19 protein-coding genes are annotated in these 15613 nt (G+C 40.9%); 5 read left to right on the top strand and 14 right to left on the bottom strand.

Translation table 11 applies throughout. The annotated features are described in order from the left end of the window. Nucleotides 1–56 precede the first annotated feature (56 nt). Entirely contained in the window at nt 57–695 is a 639-nt protein-coding gene (gene gmk / locus ACRRSQ_RS17905) for a guanylate kinase (protein ID WP_440877151.1), read from the bottom strand. A 478-nt stretch (nt 696–1173) separates the two neighbouring features. Continuing rightward, nucleotides 1174–2199 (bottom strand): hypothetical protein, encoded by a 1026-nt coding sequence (locus tag ACRRSQ_RS17910; RefSeq protein ID WP_440877152.1) that lies wholly within the window; start codon nt 2197–2199, stop codon nt 1174–1176. 249 nt (nt 2200–2448) lie between these two features. On the opposite strand from ACRRSQ_RS17910, the gene ACRRSQ_RS17915 reads away from it, so the two are divergent. The 4 genes from ACRRSQ_RS17915 (at nt 2449) to ACRRSQ_RS17930 (ending at nt 4723) form a co-directional block, all read left to right on the top strand. Continuing rightward, the gene (locus tag ACRRSQ_RS17915; protein WP_440877153.1) at nt 2449–3192 is read left to right on the top strand and encodes a tetratricopeptide repeat protein; all 744 of its coding nucleotides are present in this window, start codon (nt 2449–2451) and stop codon (nt 3190–3192) included. An 83-nt stretch (nt 3193–3275) separates the two neighbouring features. Continuing rightward, nucleotides 3276–3404 carry a DUF3149 domain-containing protein gene (locus tag ACRRSQ_RS17920; protein ID WP_440877154.1) on the top strand — a complete coding sequence of 43 codons (129 nt, stop codon included), beginning with the start codon at nt 3276–3278 and terminating at the stop codon, nt 3402–3404. A gap of 115 nt (nt 3405–3519) precedes the next feature. Continuing rightward, nucleotides 3520–4500, top strand: coding sequence for a hydrolase (locus tag ACRRSQ_RS17925; protein ID WP_440877155.1), 981 nt, complete (start codon nt 3520–3522; stop codon nt 4498–4500). A gap of 1 nt (nt 4501) precedes the next feature. Continuing rightward, complete coding sequence (locus ACRRSQ_RS17930; protein ID WP_440877156.1) at nt 4502–4723, top strand: YheU family protein; 222 nt, start codon at nt 4502–4504, stop codon at nt 4721–4723. Nucleotides 4724–4768: 45 nt separating this feature from the next. On the opposite strand, the gene cysQ is transcribed toward ACRRSQ_RS17930, so the two are convergent. Beyond that, entirely contained in the window at nt 4769–5587 is an 819-nt protein-coding gene (cysQ, locus tag ACRRSQ_RS17935) for a 3'(2'),5'-bisphosphate nucleotidase CysQ (protein ID WP_440877157.1), read from the bottom strand. Beyond that, entirely contained in the window at nt 5584–6141 is a 558-nt protein-coding gene (gene nudE / locus ACRRSQ_RS17940; RefSeq protein WP_440877158.1) for an ADP compounds hydrolase NudE, read from the bottom strand. Before nudE ends, cysQ begins: the two co-directional genes overlap by 4 nt. Nucleotides 6142–6260: 119 nt before the next feature. On the opposite strand from nudE, the gene yrfG reads away from it, so the two are divergent. Beyond that, a complete protein-coding gene (yrfG, locus tag ACRRSQ_RS17945) occupies nt 6261–6929 on the top strand; it encodes a GMP/IMP nucleotidase (protein WP_440877159.1) in 669 nt (222 codons plus the stop codon). Nucleotides 6930–7081: 152 nt separating this feature from the next. Here yrfG and ACRRSQ_RS17950 read toward each other — a convergent pair whose 3' ends face one another. Genes ACRRSQ_RS17950 through gspE form a run of 10 tightly spaced genes read right to left on the bottom strand, consistent with a single transcriptional unit; the run spans nt 7082 to nt 15612 of the window. Next, a complete protein-coding gene (locus tag ACRRSQ_RS17950) occupies nt 7082–7825 on the bottom strand; it encodes a type II secretion system protein N (protein WP_440877160.1) in 744 nt (247 codons plus the stop codon). Then, entirely contained in the window at nt 7825–8295 is a 471-nt protein-coding gene (gspM, locus tag ACRRSQ_RS17955; RefSeq protein WP_440877161.1) for a type II secretion system protein GspM, read from the bottom strand. The genes ACRRSQ_RS17950 and gspM overlap by 1 nt, the downstream gene beginning before the upstream one ends. Nucleotides 8296–8297: 2 nt before the next feature. Continuing rightward, a complete protein-coding gene (gene gspL, locus ACRRSQ_RS17960) occupies nt 8298–9512 on the bottom strand; it encodes a type II secretion system protein GspL (RefSeq protein ID WP_440877162.1) in 1215 nt (404 codons plus the stop codon). Continuing rightward, on the bottom strand, nt 9512–10624 hold the full coding sequence (gene gspK, locus ACRRSQ_RS17965; RefSeq protein ID WP_440877163.1) for a type II secretion system minor pseudopilin GspK: 1113 nt from the start codon (nt 10622–10624) through the stop codon (nt 9512–9514). The genes gspL and gspK overlap by 1 nt, the downstream gene beginning before the upstream one ends. Beyond that, nucleotides 10624–11256 carry a type II secretion system minor pseudopilin GspJ gene (gene gspJ / locus ACRRSQ_RS17970; protein WP_440877164.1) on the bottom strand — a complete coding sequence of 211 codons (633 nt, stop codon included), beginning with the start codon at nt 11254–11256 and terminating at the stop codon, nt 10624–10626. Before gspJ ends, gspK begins: the two co-directional genes overlap by 1 nt. 2 nt (nt 11257–11258) lie before the next feature. Continuing rightward, the gene (gene gspI, locus ACRRSQ_RS17975) at nt 11259–11651 is read right to left on the bottom strand and encodes a type II secretion system minor pseudopilin GspI (RefSeq protein ID WP_440877165.1); all 393 of its coding nucleotides are present in this window, start codon (nt 11649–11651) and stop codon (nt 11259–11261) included. Beyond that, complete coding sequence (gspH, locus tag ACRRSQ_RS17980) at nt 11644–12318, bottom strand: type II secretion system minor pseudopilin GspH (protein WP_440877166.1); 675 nt, start codon at nt 12316–12318, stop codon at nt 11644–11646. Before gspH ends, gspI begins: the two co-directional genes overlap by 8 nt. Nucleotides 12319–12346: 28 nt before the next feature. Next, nucleotides 12347–12787 carry a type II secretion system major pseudopilin GspG gene (gspG, locus tag ACRRSQ_RS17985; RefSeq protein ID WP_440877167.1) on the bottom strand — a complete coding sequence of 147 codons (441 nt, stop codon included), beginning with the start codon at nt 12785–12787 and terminating at the stop codon, nt 12347–12349. 50 nt (nt 12788–12837) lie between these two features. Then, entirely contained in the window at nt 12838–14061 is a 1224-nt protein-coding gene (gspF, locus tag ACRRSQ_RS17990) for a type II secretion system inner membrane protein GspF (protein ID WP_440877168.1), read from the bottom strand. A 12-nt stretch (nt 14062–14073) separates the two neighbouring features. Continuing rightward, the gene (gene gspE, locus ACRRSQ_RS17995; protein WP_440877169.1) at nt 14074–15612 is read right to left on the bottom strand and encodes a type II secretion system ATPase GspE; all 1539 of its coding nucleotides are present in this window, start codon (nt 15610–15612) and stop codon (nt 14074–14076) included. Nucleotide 15613 lies beyond the last annotated feature (1 nt).

A 15613-nucleotide genomic window follows, 5' to 3' on the forward strand; every position in this document is an offset into this window, starting at 1 on the left:
AAGCAAGCACGTGGACCGATTAATAATAACAAAGGCTTGAAATAATGGGCCTTTGGTTAATCTTCTTGTAATAATTGCTCAAACATAGCGTTATGCAATTTCGCTTGTTGGCTACATTTTAAACGTTGGTTCTTAACGATGATGGTTAAGTCATTTAACGCTTGTTCAAAATCATCGTTAACAATAATGTAGTCAAACTCTTGATAGTGTGAACATTCAGACTTAGCTTGTTGCATGCGATCGGCAATCACTTCTTCACTGTCTTGACCACGGCCGCGCAAACGTTTTTCTAATTCAGCTTTTGACGGTGGGCTAATGAAAATGGTGGTAACTTGCGGCTTTTTAAGTCGTACTTGTTGTGCGCCTTGCCAATCAATATCTAAAAATACGTCAATACCTTGCTCTAACTGAGCGTCGATTGCAGCTTCAGAGGTGCCGTAATAATTACCAAAAACTTCGGCATATTCATAAAACTCTTTATTGTCGATGCTTTGTTTAAACTCATCAACCGAAACAAAATGGTAGGCTTGTCCGTTAACTTCACCTGGACGCGGCGCACGAGTTGTATGAGAAACCGACACTTGCATTGGACGTGCAGAGTCTTGTTTGGCATTTTCTAAAAGGGCAGAAATTAAGCTCGACTTACCAGCACCACTTGGCGCAGAAAGAATAAATAAGTTACCTGTAACCGACATAAATGTGCCCTTTAATATGATTGGATTTATTTTAGCGGCGCACTATACAGAAAATTCACCGTTTTTCCCAATAAAAGTCGTATCAAGTTATGACAAATTTTGTATGATTGCGCCACAATATTGCCAATCTATGTAATTTTAAAATCTACTACTTGCCAAAAACTAGAGCGTGTTGACCTTTGGTGTTTGTTTTTGCAGCGAATTGTTTGCCATTTATACAAGACAGAGCGATTGTCGTGTAGTTATTCTACATAAATGAGTGATAAAGACTTTATGCTCCTGCAAAGTCACCTTACCCCACATCCATGTGGGGCAACGCAGTAGAAATGGCAAACAAACGCTGTCCGAAGGATCCATTTAAACGCTTCCTGCTCTTTATTACTAACTTTAGACGTAGAACCACTATGCCTTCAAGTTAGTGCCGCGATCAGAAAGCGTTTAAATTGGACTAAATTCATACCACAAAGATCAACACGCTCTAATAACACGTTTTAGGCAGTGTTTTATTTGTAAGTAGTGTGGTTACCTGAAACGGCATGTCTTTATTTGAAGCATCGAATCTTATGTTTGCCGCATCTGGTGTACTTTTATCGCCAAGTGCATTTAAGCGCCATAAATTACGCACATCCTTTTCTAATAGGCCAAAACAAATTTCATGGGTATCGCCATGCGCAACAAGCACAGGTTTATCATATGTTTTTGCTAAACGAGCAATTTGGCTGCGAATACTTTTGTAAGGATCGCAATTTTTCCGTTTCCTGGCGCTACATGCTGGAAGCAATGAACTAGGTTGGTTTTTATAAATATCTGCTTGAAAAGCAATCACTAGCCCTTGTGCGTTGTTTGCTTGAGCAAAGGCTTTTGCTAACCACTGCTCGTTAGCCAAATCGCGTTTATCGGCCGCGTTTAGTGCTTGTTCAACGTTGCTTTTTTCTATTTTTTTTCGGCCATTGCTAGTGCCTGCAACATGCAAGGTAGTAAAAACAAGGTTATCAATTTGCCAACGCACATTTTCAGGCATGCCCTTTTGCCGTGTTAAGCCAGATAAATCGCTAACCATTTCAAGCCCTTGCTGTGCAAAAAAGTGCTGCCGAAGAAACGCTAAGCGCTCTAGCTCATCAAAGCGCGTCGACAAGTAGCCGCGATCGCAATCTGTCCACTCATTATCGCCTGGGGTATAAACTAACTGGTTAGGATACAAGCTTAGCAATAAAGCAAGTCGTTCAAATAAACGCTTATCAGTGCACGACTTGCCACCCGACTTTATGTCACCAAGGTGAATTAGCACGCTAGGCTGTAAATAGTTAAGCTGCTGATAAATTTTGCCATTAGGCGCAGTTAATAGTTTTTCTTCATCCTTTGAATACGGCATATCGCCAATAACCGCAAAAGTCACCGTCGATGCAGTATTAGCCATCTTTGCTTGTTGTGCTTGGTCTGCAAATGAAAAACAGCTAATTGCAGAGGCCAGAATTACCCCTACCCGGGTTAAAAGTCCTTTCACTTATCACCTATCATCTTACCTAGTATCAGTTTCATGATCAGTCGCTCACCGTAAAACCGTATTTTTTCAATCGAATAAACGTGTTAACCAATTTAACTAACACAAATGGTTTATGCCATCATTTTCTCAACTGTTCTTTCAGGATTTGTTACGTTTTTGCTGATAAAAAATTACCCTAGCAAGGGTAATATTTAGTTTGTACATGCTACACTTAACACTATAACTTGCTCTTTGTAATTGAGAAAACGAATGTTAAAATGTTACCTATTAACTGGCCTATTTTTATCTAGCTTTACCAGTATCGTTAGCGCAGCAGATCTTGAACTTGGTATTTATGAACTCAACCGCGGTGAATTTAAAGATGCCATGGCGCAATTTCAACCGTTAGTTGAAGAAGGTTATTCACCGGCACAATTTCAAGTTGGCTTAATGTACCTAAATGGTTGGGGCGTAAAAAAATCGCCTCAAAAAGCCTTTGAACTATTTTCATTATCAGCAACGCAAAATTACCCTGATGCTTTGTTTGCCTTAGCGAATATGTATAGCGAAGGTGAGGTGACCAAAAAAGATTTAAAAACGGCGTTTGCCTTAATGGAAAAAGCCGCTGAAAAAGAGCTAGCTCGCGCGCAATTTAATTTAGGGGTGATGTATTACAACGGAGAAGGTACAAAAAAGAATAATTTACTGGCCTCTCGTTGGTATAGAAAAGCTGCTGAACAAAATTATGCCTTGGCACAATTTAATTTAGCACTAATGTATTTCAACGGTGAAGGTGTCGAGAAAAGCACAAAAATGTCGTACATCTGGAATATTATCGCCGCCAACAATGGCTATGCTGACGCGGTTAAAAGTCGCGATATGGATGAACATCAACTCGATATTCGCGACATTGAAGTTGGCCGTCTTGAAGCTGAACAGTTGCACAATAAAATAATTGAACGTGCCGAGCTAAAAGCAAGACTAGCCAATGAAAAAGCAAAATACCCACAATAAATAAAAGGTTAATTTGATCCAAATCAGCATTTCTACCACCAATATAATTTACTCTAAGTAAATGAACATTGGAGGTATTAATTATGAACTTATTAGAACTTTTTCTTAACGATCCAGTCGTGCTGATTTCATTTACAGGTTTGGCTATTGTTCTTGGTATTTGTGCTTTTTATGTTTGGTATTTTTTACGAAACATCGACCAAAATAAATAGTCTACCGCGTTAATCATTACTTCATTAGTAAATTATGCCTGCGTGATTTTGTACGTAGGCTTTTGCTCAGGATTAAGATAAACTGGCAAGCCGAAGTTTATTTAACCCTACAGGCATGATCCAACCGAGTCAGTTTAAAGTTGCTTGGTGGCTTAGAAATAAGCACCTGCAAACTATTTCAGCCAAATTTTTTCGTCGACACTTTAGGTGCGATACCCAACATCGCCTATTAAATCTGCCCGACGATGATTTTCTTGAACTTGCCTGGACGGAAATACCTAATGCTGACAATCAGCGTCCGATTGTGGTCATCTTACATGGTTTGGAAGGTTCAAAAGACAGCCATTACGCTAAAGGCATGTTAACCGCCATTAAAGCAAGAGGCTGGATTGGCGTATTAATGCATTTTCGCGGCTGCGGTGAACAGCCTAATAAAAAAGCTCAGTCCTACCATAGTGGCGACACCCGCGATATTGCCTATTTTAGCCAACAATTGGCGGCTAAATATCCCAAAGCGCCACTGATGATTATCGGTTTTTCATTAGGCGGTAATGTATTAAGCCAATACTTAGCTAAACATCCAAAAAATCCATATTTTGGCGCGGCAATAATCTGTGCCCCTCTTGATTTAGCGAGTTGCAGTCGGCGCATTAATCGAGGCTTTTCTCGAGTTTATCAAAAGTATTTGGTCGACATGCTACGCAATAACGCCAAACAAAAAATCAACGCCAAACTCATTACCGACATTTGCCCGCATCAACTGGCAAGCATTAACACCATTTGGGAATTTGATCATTTAGTCACTGCACCGATAAACGGCTTTGCCAGTGCTGAAGATTATTATCAACAAGCAAGCGGTAAAAAGGTATTAGCTAACATTGCCCAACCTTGCTTAATTGTGCATGCTGCCGATGATCCATTTCTTAACCACGAGCAAGTTGTCGCTAACATCAAGCTTTCTCAATATGTGCAATTTGAAGTAAGCCACCATGGTGGCCATGTCGGCTTTATTGCCGGCAATAATCCGTTTAAACCCATTTATTGGTTAGAGCAGCGGGTACCCGATTTTTTTAGCAAATTATTAAGCGAGCAGTAGTATGATCATTCCCGTTGAAAGCCTAACAAGCGAGGTGCTTGAAGCAATTATTAAAGAGTTTGTATTAAGGGAAGGTACCGATTATGGCTGTGAAGATATCGAGATGATAGAAAAAATTGCCGATGTTAAAGCGCAGTTAAAACAAGGCAGCGCAATATTAGTTTATTCTGAGCTTTACGAAACGGTTAATATTATTCCTGCGGATCAATATCAGCAGGAATAATACCTTGTCGCCACATCACTCAGAGCCACATTAAAGCGGCTGATATTATCGGCGAGCGACGTGAGGTTTAATAATGTTTTGCCACGGAAATTTTGCTGAACCTAAGGTCATAAAATCTGGGTTCATTAAGCTTTCTCTTTGATTGTAGCTTAACGGATTAAACTCGCTATCGATAATGCTGCCGCCAGCTTGTTCAATAATGCAATGGCTTGCGCCAGTATCCCATTCACCTGTTGGACCAATGCGTAAATAACAATCAGCACCGCCTTCAGCGATTAAGCAATTTTTCAGTGAACAACTGCCAAGTGCGACGTATTCATAATCAAACTCGTTGTTTAGATATTGCCCCATTAGTGCCAATTTTTGCCGGCGGCTAATGGCAACTTTTACCGGGCGATCGTGGTTGTAGTCGGCCACTTGAATTTTAATACTGCTTTGGTCATTTTCTTTAAATGAACCTAGATTATTTTGGGCATAATACGTTAGGCGATGATCCGGCGCATGGATAACACCAATACTTGGCCAACCATTTTCAACTAGCGCGATATTCACCGCAAAGTCACCACTACCAAGAATAAATTCACCTGTGCCGTCAATCGGATCGAGTAACCAATATCGTTGCCAGTTTTTTCTGTTCGCTAAAGCTTGTGCGCCCACCTCTTCCGAAATAATAGGGATATCTGGCGTTAAGGTTTGCAACCTATCCATGAGCAAGTCATTGGCGGCAATATCTGCGCTAGTCACTGGGCTGTCATCTTCCTTCATTTCTTTGGTGAAGTTACCGTTTTTATAAAAACGCATAACTTCATCGCCCGCTTTTTTTGCGCTTTCTATGGCAACCGCTAGTAGCTTTTCATCTGTCATAATACTTCTCTTAAATGCTCGCGTATTAACATTAATGCCGCAATGCTGCGGGCTTCATTAAAGTCAGGTTGAGCTAATAGTTTTTTATATTCGGAGAGTTTCCAAGGTACAACTTCAAGCTCTTCAGGTTCGTCACCTTCAAGTTGCTGTTCATAAAGTGATTCGGCTAAAAAGATTTCCATGCTTGCCGAGAAAAAAGCTGGCGCCATCGCTACTTGATGTATAAAAGTCAGTGCCGAACTACCATAACCAATTTCTTCTTTTAATTCACGGTTGGCCGCCTGCTCTGGACTTTCGCCCGGATCAATTAAGCCCTTGGGAAAACCTAATTCGTAGCTATGGGTGCCAGCACAGTATTCACGCACCAACAACATGGTGTCATTATCAAGCATTGGCACGATTAATACCGCACCTCGACCTGCCCCTGGAATGCGCTCATACTGGCGCTGTTGACCATTGCTAAAGGTGAGATCGAGCTGCTCAATTGAAAATAAACGGCTTTGCGCAACTTTTTCGCGATGATTAATTATGGGAAGCTCTTTATTACGTGACATATTTTTCTATACTTCTCTTTAAGCAATGTTGCTTGCAATAGTTAAGCGCTATAATTTCAGCTACGGGTAAAATTTTATTTTACATACTCTTATCATAAATCTAAATGCCGGAATTCACTATGTTTGATTGGTCAAAAATTTCAACTGTTTTGCTAGATATGGACGGAACATTACTTGATTTGCATTTTGACAACTATTTTTGGCTATGTCATTTACCACAACGCTATAGTGAATTAGCAAATATTAGCATTGCAGAGGCGAAAAAAGAGCTGCTAGGCCACTATGAGAAAGTTGCCGGCACCATTGACTGGTACTGTCTAGATTATTGGACCGAACAATTAAATTTGCCCATTGTCGCTTTAAAAAGAGAAATTGAGGAAAAAATCTCACTGCGCCCTGATACCTTGCCTTTTCTTGACGCGCTTAAAGCTGCCGGAAAAGAAGTGGTGCTGGTGACAAATGCTCATCCTGACAGTTTGTCATTAAAAGTTGAAAAAACCGCGTTAGACCAGCATATCGACCTACTGATCTCTACCCATAAGTACGGCGTCACCAAAGAGTCGCAATCGTTATGGCAACAATTACAAGCGGATCTTAATTTTGATAACGATAAGACACTGTTTGTTGATGACAGCATTAATATTTTGGATAGCGCAAAAAAATTCGGCATTGAACACCTATTGGCGGTGGCGAACCCAGATTCACAACAAGCGCAACTGTGCGCTTCAAAGCTCAAGGGCTATAAAGCGGTAACCGACTATCGAGAGATCATTAAAGCGCTTAATTAGCCGACTTCCAGAATTTTTTAGGCTAAAATTTAAGTGGGATTTAAGCTGTTTAACAGTAGAAAGTGACAGCTAGGAATAAAAGGCAACAAAAGAAGAGAAAATCAAGTAGCTTATCTCAACCAATAAGCTACTTATCAGGGTAATTTACATCGTTAAAAATTTAAGCGATAACGCCCTTGATTGTCGGCCTTGCCAATAAAAGTTAATAACGGCTTAACTTGCTCTGGAAACTTATCACCCGGCGTTAAATAGCCATTGCCAGACACCTTATTTGGCCCGCGTACATATGCTGAAAACGACAAACCTAAATTATTGTTAGGCTCAACATCAGCCACTAACGCGCCATTGTCACAACTCAACTTCGCTGATAACGCACCCAGTTTCACCGTTTCTTCAAGTGCTGTTACGCTCGCCTTTTGCCAAGTCACTTTGCCCTGTGCTGCTTGGCAAACAGGTTTCCCCATCTGGTATTCACTCATTTGTAATTGCACATAATTATGCGCGGTAAGTGGCACCATTTGTGGTAATTGTTCGGCAATCATATTGGCGGCTACGGTAATATCAATATCGGTGGCATGAATATCAGCCAATAAATTACTGACCGTTAGCTGCCCTTCTGGACCCGGTAACATCGCATCGCCAAACGTAATCGAAAGTTTAGGATTTAGACTCAATAACGACCAAAAGCTGGGTGTAATATTGACCTTTTGTAGCTGTGTTTGTTGATAGGTGACTTGCTCAGCGTATATTTGCCAAATAGTGCCAGAAACACCTTGAACGGTAACATCTTTAGGTAAGGTCACTTTTGACAGCACAAAACTTGCAGGCATAGTTGCCAGTACAAATACGGTGTAAAATAAAAGAAAAATTGCTCCGTAAGCAAACCACTTTTTCATTAATTCTTTCCTAGTTGTAAACGACGAACTTTAACAATACCCGCTTCATCGGTGTTACTTAAATCAATAGATTTAACCGACAAACCTTCTGCTATCGCAAGCTGATCTAACCAATTTAAAAAACGACTAAACACAACCTGATCAATCCATACTTGAATATCGTCACCTTGCGGCTGGATACGGGTAATTAAAATGTTATGACGACGTGCTGTTCGATTAATAATGCTTGATAAACTGCCGCTGCTTTTAGTCGCAGTTTGGTTATTACTGTTAGCTGCAATAAGCGCCGTTTTTTCCTTAACCCAACCCAATAACTCTTGTTGGCTTGCCAGTTTTTTGCTGGTTTTTTCAATACCACTATTAATCGGCTGCCACACTAAGTTATAGGCAAGAAAAATCAAGACAAAAACAGCCATTGCAGCGGTAAGTGTTTGCTCTCGTTTATTAAGTTGTTGCCATTTTTCTTTCACAATTAACCCTTAATACTGAATGAACCAGAAACTTTATCACCTTGGTTACTTTGTGAACCTTGGCTAACATCTAGTTTGGCATTTTCTAGTTCGACTTTAAAACGTTCAAAACTTTGGTAATCTTGCCCTAGCGCTTGAATACGAATTTCATTACGTTTGCTGTCAAACTTTAATGTTTGTGGACGAAGCTCTGGTACTTTGGCAAAGGCAGGCTCTACTTTTAACAGTAAGGAAACAAAGTTATCACCACCTGAACTTTGCATAATATCGCCTAGCTTTTGCCTGACGATAGGCTTAATAGTATTCACCCGTACCCGTTTAGTCGTAGGAAAAGCTTTTTTATAGGTTTCGATAATTTGCTGTTCAACTGCAGCTTGTTGATTATTAAGTTGCCACAACTGACCGCCTTTGATCGCCACTTGCAAACACAGTGCAAACACCGCAATGCCTGCCACCCATAGCCAGGTAGATAACGTTGCCGAATGTGCTTTTTTAACCTGAAATTCACCCTGAAGTAAGTTAAAACTCTGCTCACTGGCATGTTTTGCTAATAGCGCCATAGGTAACTCTGGCGCTTGTTCATTTAACGCAAGTATTCCATCTTCAACTTCCGGCAAAGGTGAATAATTGTTAATGGTTAAATCGTCATGATCACGCTGCCATTGTGTGGCAATAATCGACCAAGCATTGTTGTCGATTGTTTGTCCTTGCCACTGCCCTTGTCGAACAATAACTTGCTCACCTAAACCAATCGCATTGTAGCCTTCTGCTGCTACTGGCATTGCCAAAACGTCAGGCAACATAGTGCGACAAAATATATTCGCTTGTGCAAGCCACGCTTGCCATTGCTCTAACTGATGATAAGCAACACCAGCGACAAAGCAATTTTCACCGGCGTCGTTTTTCGCTAAGTTGTGATAGGCAAAAAACAATTCATCGACATCTTGCGCTAAATCGTCTTCAAGCATGTAAGGTGCGGCTAAGCGAATCGCGCGACTTGAATTGCCCGGCACGGTCAGCGACTTTAAGGCAACATCGCATCCTGGCACAAATACCGTGGTGGTGCGCGATTGTGATTTTTCGGTCAACTCACTTAATTCATCAGCACTGGCTAATTCACCACTGGCGATAATTTCTTTTGCAGCAGCCGACCAAATCAGCCAATGAATTTTATCTTCGGCTTTACTTCCTAAGCGAATAAATAAAGTTTCACTCATTAAAAACGTCCTACGCTACGACTAATTACGGTAATTTTTTTACCTTTATCCGAGACTTGCATCAACGAATTTAACGTAAAAAAGCTATTATTAAAACTGGTTGTTGCTTTTAGTGAGAAATACTCACTGGCAACAGTAAATAAGGCTTGTATATTTTGATTCGACGCTAAGTCTTTCATCTCTGAGCTTGCGAAAAAATCGTTAATATTTTCATAACCTTCCTCAGGCCTTGCTGACAAAATTTGCTCAGCATCATCTTGATTCTTATCTAAAATTGCGGCAAGTAACAACGCATTTTCTGAATCTATGGTATTGATATTAATTTTATTTAGACTGTTGTCAGGCAAAACACAGACATAATCCTTTAATGCATTAATCACTGGTACGGTGAAATGTTCAATCACACGTAATTCATTGACACTAGCAAGCATGTTATTAGCAGCTAAATATGGAAATTCTTTTGCAGCGTAATCGTTATCTTCCGCGCCGCCAACACTATTAATACTGCTATCTTGATCTAACCAGTCTATTAAAGCATCAACCATGCTTTCTGCTTCAAATGAGCTGACACCTTCAACTTCAAGTAAAACAATTAAACGCTCTAAGACATCTTCAGGTTTGGCAGATACTTTGGCGCCCGCCCCTGTGCCATTGCCCGCGCCAGAACTATTGCCACTTCCTGAGCTTGTGTCATTCTCTGAATCGGTGCCATTGTCTGAATTTACCCCATTTCCTATGCCAGATCCGTTTCCTGAACCTGCGCCATTGGCACGCAGCGCATTTAAATTAAAACACGATTGTGCGTCAGTAATTTCACCGGTTATTTGTCCAAAAGCAACCGGAAAACTGGTTTCGCCTTGCGCCCAAATTTGCCCTAAATGATTAACATCAGGATCATCTTTAAAGGTTTGCAGCAACACCCTTTTGGTAAAGGCTTCGGCGCTCATCGCATACCAATAGGCTTGCTGGTTAAAATCGATATTGGCAGTGCGCTGCATTTGCAATTGCAAACGTGAGGTCATTTGTGTCGCTAATATCGACGCTAATGCCACAATCAGTAACACCGTAATTAGGGCAACACCTTGTTGCGGTTTTTTATACAAAGGGCGCATTAATTAGACCCTTTTGCAGGATCACCCGCCACTAAAAATTGGCGGCGAATAATGCCAAAATCTTGGGTTTCAATTTCCATCGCAATCGCAAATGGTAGGGTATTGCCTGCTAATTTATCACGCCAGTCTTCACCATCATGAAATTCAAAGCTAATATTATCGACCAAGGTAATTAACGGTCTAACTTTTGGCTCCTCGCCAACAACTGCATCAACAAAGTTAAAGTGCACCCGCTCTAAGACATTGTCGTTAATTTGATAACCAACCGACTGCATATCACTGCGCGGCAGCATTAAACCGGGGTTTGACCAACCACTGCGAACAAAGCCTATTGCTTGCGTGCTAGTTGAAAAACTGTCGTCGTCGGTATGAATAAAACCGTCTAGCGCTTCTTCACCATTTAAACGAATTCGGCGACGGGCGATTTGAATAAAATCTCGTTCAATAATTAAAAATGCACGTTGCAACTCATTGAGTCGCTCGGTTTTCATTTTTGATTTTTCATCACCTTTGATCACTGAGTCTAAAATGGTGATCCCTGCCAGACTCACCACAGAAAAAATAGCAATCGCAAGTAAGACTTCAATAAAAGTAAAACCTTGCTGGCGGCTTTGGTACGATTTAAAAGCCATGACTAAGGTGTGGCCTGTGCAATATAGGTGGTTAACGACGAAATCGGTTTTTCGGCTTTTTCATCTAAACGCACTTCAATTTCAACCGAGCGCATAGTTTTATCGGTAGTTTTTAATACTTTTTGTTGCCAGTACCAGTCTCGCCCAGCTAATTCTACTTTACCTTTTTTATTGTTTTTTGGTGGCCAAGTACTATCAAGCGTCACTTCCACTAATTGGTTAGAAGCAACCCAATTAGCAAGCATGCGATTTTCTAAATGATTCAAACTGGTAAAATTATTTTGTGCTGCGCTTAACAGTGCTATGCCTGCAATTGAAAATACCGCCATCGCCAGCAGCACTTCTAACAAGGTAAAGCCTTTAGTTTTTGCTCTTGCTGCGAAAAACCTAATCATCTAAGGTCGGTCCTTCTATGATTAATGGTGTTGAATAGACACCCGTAACACGATAAGCCAAGTCTTGCTCAATTAAGCTGTCATCTTCAAAACTAAAAGTAATGCTAAACGGGGTAATATCGCCGCCGGAAAGAATGTATACCTGCGGGACAATTTTCTTTTTCTTCTTATCTTCGCTATTTTTGTCTTCGTTATTGTCGTCGTCATCTTCATCATTGTCATAAGATAAAAACTCTTCATCATCTTCTGAATTGAAGGTTTTGGCATCAAATAATAACGGCTCGTCAATGGGTAAGTCTTCCAATTCAACTTCAGCAATTACGCCTTCAGGCAAGGTAACTTCGGTAAGAATCGGCTGCTCAGGAATTTCGCTCCAGCCAGTGCCATCGTAACCTAAAAATCGATAACTGTTTTTATCAACCACAACGCCAATTTCAACATTGTTGAGCATGGAATATTCTGCCGCAATGTCAAAAATGCCCGCAAAGCGGGCACTGGTTTTTTCTAACACTTTATCTGGTTCATTAGTATTAAGGTTAAATTGAATAGCACTTGCCATTAAACCAATTAACACAATCACCAGCATGACTTCAATCAGCGTAAATCCCGATAAATTTCGCTTAACTAAACCATTTTTGATCGCAGAAGTTTGCTGGGCTGATTTCATAACACATTAACCAAATCACCTAATAGGCTTATTGGTAGTCACCTAAGTTCCAGTTACCGATGTCGTCATCAGTGCCCGGCTCGCCATCAGGACCCATTGAAAACAAGTCATATTTACCGTTTTCGCCTGGGTTTAATAACTGATACTCGTTGCCCCACGGATCGTTAGGTAAACGTTTTACGTAACCACCTTCTTGGAAGCGACGTGGTAACGGCTCAATGTCTGTTTCTTCAACTAAAGCTTCTAACCCTTGCTCTGTTGTTGGGTAATTGTAGTTATCAAGCTTGTACATGCTCACTGAATTTTCCAATGCAGTAATATCTTGTACCGCTTTTTGCATATTGGCTTTCTCTTGGCTACCCATTAAGTTTGGTACCACCATGCTGGCTAAAATACCTAAAATTACGATAACAACCATAACTTCTAATAAGGTGAAACCTTGTTGCGATTTAACTGTTAATTTTTTCATATTTGCGTTCCTACTACGTAAAATTTTTATCAGAAGATAAACTTAAATGCTTAACCACCCACTAGGGTATTAAGTTGCAATATTGGTTGTAATATTGCCATAACGATAAAGAGTACCACACATGCCATCGACACCATAAGTGCAGGTTCAAATGCTTTAAGTGATATCGCCACCAAGGCTTCAAATTCACGATCTTGGTTGTCGGCTGCACGTCCTAACATATGCTCTAATTGCCCTGATTTTTCACCACTGGCGATCATATGCAGCATCATAGGTGGAAAGAGCTTGGTTTGCTCTAGCGATAAACGCAAACTTGAACCTTCACGCACTTTATCACCAGCTTCTGCGACTCTTTTTTTAATGTATAAATTTTCTAATACTTCACCGGAAATGCGCATGCTTTCTAATAAAGGCACAGCACTGGCGGTTAAAATACTCAACGTTCGGGCAAACCGCGCAGTATTAATACCACGAGCGACTTTACCAATACCGGGTAAGTGTAATAGCCGTTGATGAAACTTTAATTTAAAACTGGGCTTTTTCATTAACTGACCAAAAATAAAACCACAGGCGATTATCAGCAATAAAATAACCAAGCCGTAAGCGCGCAAAAAGTCGCTACTGGCAATTAAAAACTGAGTCGTACCAGGCAGGTTTTGCCCCATATGTTCAAACTGACCGACAATTTTAGGCACTACCGCAGTTAATAAAATTGCGATAACACCAACGGCAACTACCGTCATGATGATTGGATAAACCAAGGCTTGTATCAATTGTGAACGCATTTGTTGGCGCTGCTCGGTGTAATCTGCCAAACGGTTCAGCACTTTCTCAAGATGACCAGATTTTTCACCTGCCGCCACCATAGAGCGATATAAGTGGCTAAAAATTTGTGGATATTCTGCCATGCTTTCAGCTAAACCATAGCCTTCGGTCACTTTTGTTCGAACCGCCATGACCATACTTGTTAATGAGTTTTTATCACACTGCTCGGCAACCGCTAATAACGACTCTTCAAGTGGTAGTCCCGACTCAACCAAGGTGGCTAATTGACGCGTTAATAAAGCAAGCTCTGCAGCAGATACTTTTTTACGTGTGCCAAATGCTGAGGTACCTTTTGATTGTTTATGCTTTTTTAAGCTTTCGGTTACTTCAATCGGCATTAAGCCTTGTTCGCGCAGTAAGCTGCGAACATGGCGTGGCGTATCACCCTCGATGACGCCTTTTTTGGTTTTGCCGCGGTTATCTACCGCTTGATAATCAAATGCTGCCATTAGTCTGCCCCGTTAATCTTCACGGGTAACACGTAGCACTTCTTCCAAAGTGGTAATGCCTAACATGACTTTATCAAAACCATCGCGACGAATGCTTGGTGTGGTTTTACGCACAAGCTTTTCAATTGCTTGCTCACCTTTACCGTTATGAATAAGCTCACGTACTTTGTCGTCAACCACTAATAATTCATGAATACCGGTTCGTCCCTTGTAACCTTTAAAATTACACTCGCTACAGCCAATAGCGCGATAAATCGGTGCTTTATTATTGGCAGGCAAGGCTAATAAATGCATTTCTTCTTCGTCAGGCAAATGCTCTTCACGACAATGCGGACATAAGGTACGCACTAATCGTTGTGCGAGTACACCGAGTAAGCTTGACGAAAGTAAAAACGGTTCAACGCCCATATCTTCCATACGAGTAATGGCACCAGAAGCCGTATTAGTATGTAGGGTCGATAATACTAAGTGACCGGTTAAACTCGCTTGCACTGAAATTTGCGCCGTTTCTAAATCTCGAATTTCACCCACCATGACCACATCGGGATCTTGTCGTAAAATTGCGCGTAAACCACGAGCAAAGGTCATGTCAACTTTGGTATTTACTTGGGTTTGGCCTATGCCTTCTATTGCATACTCGATTGGATCTTCTACGGTTAATACGTTGCGCTCTCTGGAGTCAATTTGAGAAAGGCCCGCATAAAGTGTGGTACTTTTACCTGAACCTGTTGGTCCGGTCACCAAAATAATGCCGTGTGGCTTTTCGATAAGATCTGAAAAAATATGACGATTGTTTTCCGTCATACCTAAATCTTGTAAATCTAAGCGTGCTGAGTTTTTATCAAGCAAACGCAATACCACACGTTCGCCATGTCCGGTAGGCATAGTTGAAACACGAACATCAACCGCACGACCGGCAATTTTTAATGAAATACGGCCATCTTGCGGAATACGTTTTTCAGCAATATCAAGTTTTGCCATAACCTTAATACGCGATACCAGCAGCGATGCCAACTTACGGTTAGGTTTAAGTACTTCACGTAAAACACCATCAACGCGAAAACGTATTTGCAAGGCTTGTTCAAACGTTTCGATATGAATATCTGACGCTTGGTCTTTAATCGCTTCGCTTAACATTGCATTGATCAGCTTAATGATCGGCGCATCATCTTCATTTTCAAGCAAGTCTTCGGTTTCTGTCATTTCATCGGCAAGGGAATATAAGTCCACTTCATTACCGATGTTTTCCATCATTTGTTTAGCTTCTGAAGAATCTTGCTGATAACCAATCGTTAAGGTTTGTTCAAACGCTTCTGGGCTTAAAATATCAAAAGTGAACGGCTGACGAACCATGCGGCGCACTTCGGAAATAATTTCTGGCGATACGTCAGCACGGCAATGTAACACATAGCCAGATGCTTGCTGACTAATGAATACACTGTGGCGTTTAGCAAAACCAAATGGCAACATTAACTGTGGTGTTACTTGGGCTTGCTCACTGTCTTCAATGGCTGAACTTTCAATCGCCAAACTATGCTCAATATCACTCATG

Source organism: Thalassotalea sp. PLHSN55, from assembly GCF_052030545.1.
Classification (GTDB): domain Bacteria; phylum Pseudomonadota; class Gammaproteobacteria; order Enterobacterales; family Alteromonadaceae; genus CANMXU01.

What these genes read in the sequence shown, in the direction of transcription:
- ACRRSQ_RS17925 (WP_440877155.1), top strand. Translation starts at nt 3,520, where the DNA reads ATGATCCAACCGAGTCAGTTTAAAGTTGCTTGGTGGCTTAGAAATAAG.
- gspK (WP_440877163.1), bottom strand. Translation starts at nt 10,624, where the DNA reads ATGCGCCCTTTGTATAAAAAACCGCAACAAGGTGTTGCCCTAATTACG.
- gmk (WP_440877151.1), bottom strand. Translation starts at nt 695, where the DNA reads ATGTCGGTTACAGGTAACTTATTTATTCTTTCTGCGCCAAGTGGTGCT.
- gspH (WP_440877166.1), bottom strand. Translation starts at nt 12,318, where the DNA reads ATGAAATCAGCCCAGCAAACTTCTGCGATCAAAAATGGTTTAGTTAAG.
- cysQ (WP_440877157.1), bottom strand. Translation starts at nt 5,587, where the DNA reads ATGACAGATGAAAAGCTACTAGCGGTTGCCATAGAAAGCGCAAAAAAA.
- yrfG (WP_440877159.1), top strand. Translation starts at nt 6,261, where the DNA reads ATGTTTGATTGGTCAAAAATTTCAACTGTTTTGCTAGATATGGACGGA.
- gspI (WP_440877165.1), bottom strand. Translation starts at nt 11,651, where the DNA reads ATGATTAGGTTTTTCGCAGCAAGAGCAAAAACTAAAGGCTTTACCTTG.
- ACRRSQ_RS17950 (WP_440877160.1), bottom strand. Translation starts at nt 7,825, where the DNA reads ATGAAAAAGTGGTTTGCTTACGGAGCAATTTTTCTTTTATTTTACACC.
- gspL (WP_440877162.1), bottom strand. Translation starts at nt 9,512, where the DNA reads ATGAGTGAAACTTTATTTATTCGCTTAGGAAGTAAAGCCGAAGATAAA.
- gspJ (WP_440877164.1), bottom strand. Translation starts at nt 11,256, where the DNA reads ATGGCTTTTAAATCGTACCAAAGCCGCCAGCAAGGTTTTACTTTTATT.
- ACRRSQ_RS17915 (WP_440877153.1), top strand. Translation starts at nt 2,449, where the DNA reads ATGTTAAAATGTTACCTATTAACTGGCCTATTTTTATCTAGCTTTACC.
- gspE (WP_440877169.1), bottom strand. Translation starts at nt 15,612, where the DNA reads ATGAGTGATATTGAGCATAGTTTGGCGATTGAAAGTTCAGCCATTGAA.
- gspF (WP_440877168.1), bottom strand. Translation starts at nt 14,061, where the DNA reads ATGGCAGCATTTGATTATCAAGCGGTAGATAACCGCGGCAAAACCAAA.
- gspG (WP_440877167.1), bottom strand. Translation starts at nt 12,787, where the DNA reads ATGAAAAAATTAACAGTTAAATCGCAACAAGGTTTCACCTTATTAGAA.
- nudE (WP_440877158.1), bottom strand. Translation starts at nt 6,141, where the DNA reads ATGTCACGTAATAAAGAGCTTCCCATAATTAATCATCGCGAAAAAGTT.
- ACRRSQ_RS17930 (WP_440877156.1), top strand. Translation starts at nt 4,502, where the DNA reads ATGATCATTCCCGTTGAAAGCCTAACAAGCGAGGTGCTTGAAGCAATT.
- ACRRSQ_RS17920 (WP_440877154.1), top strand. Translation starts at nt 3,276, where the DNA reads ATGAACTTATTAGAACTTTTTCTTAACGATCCAGTCGTGCTGATTTCA.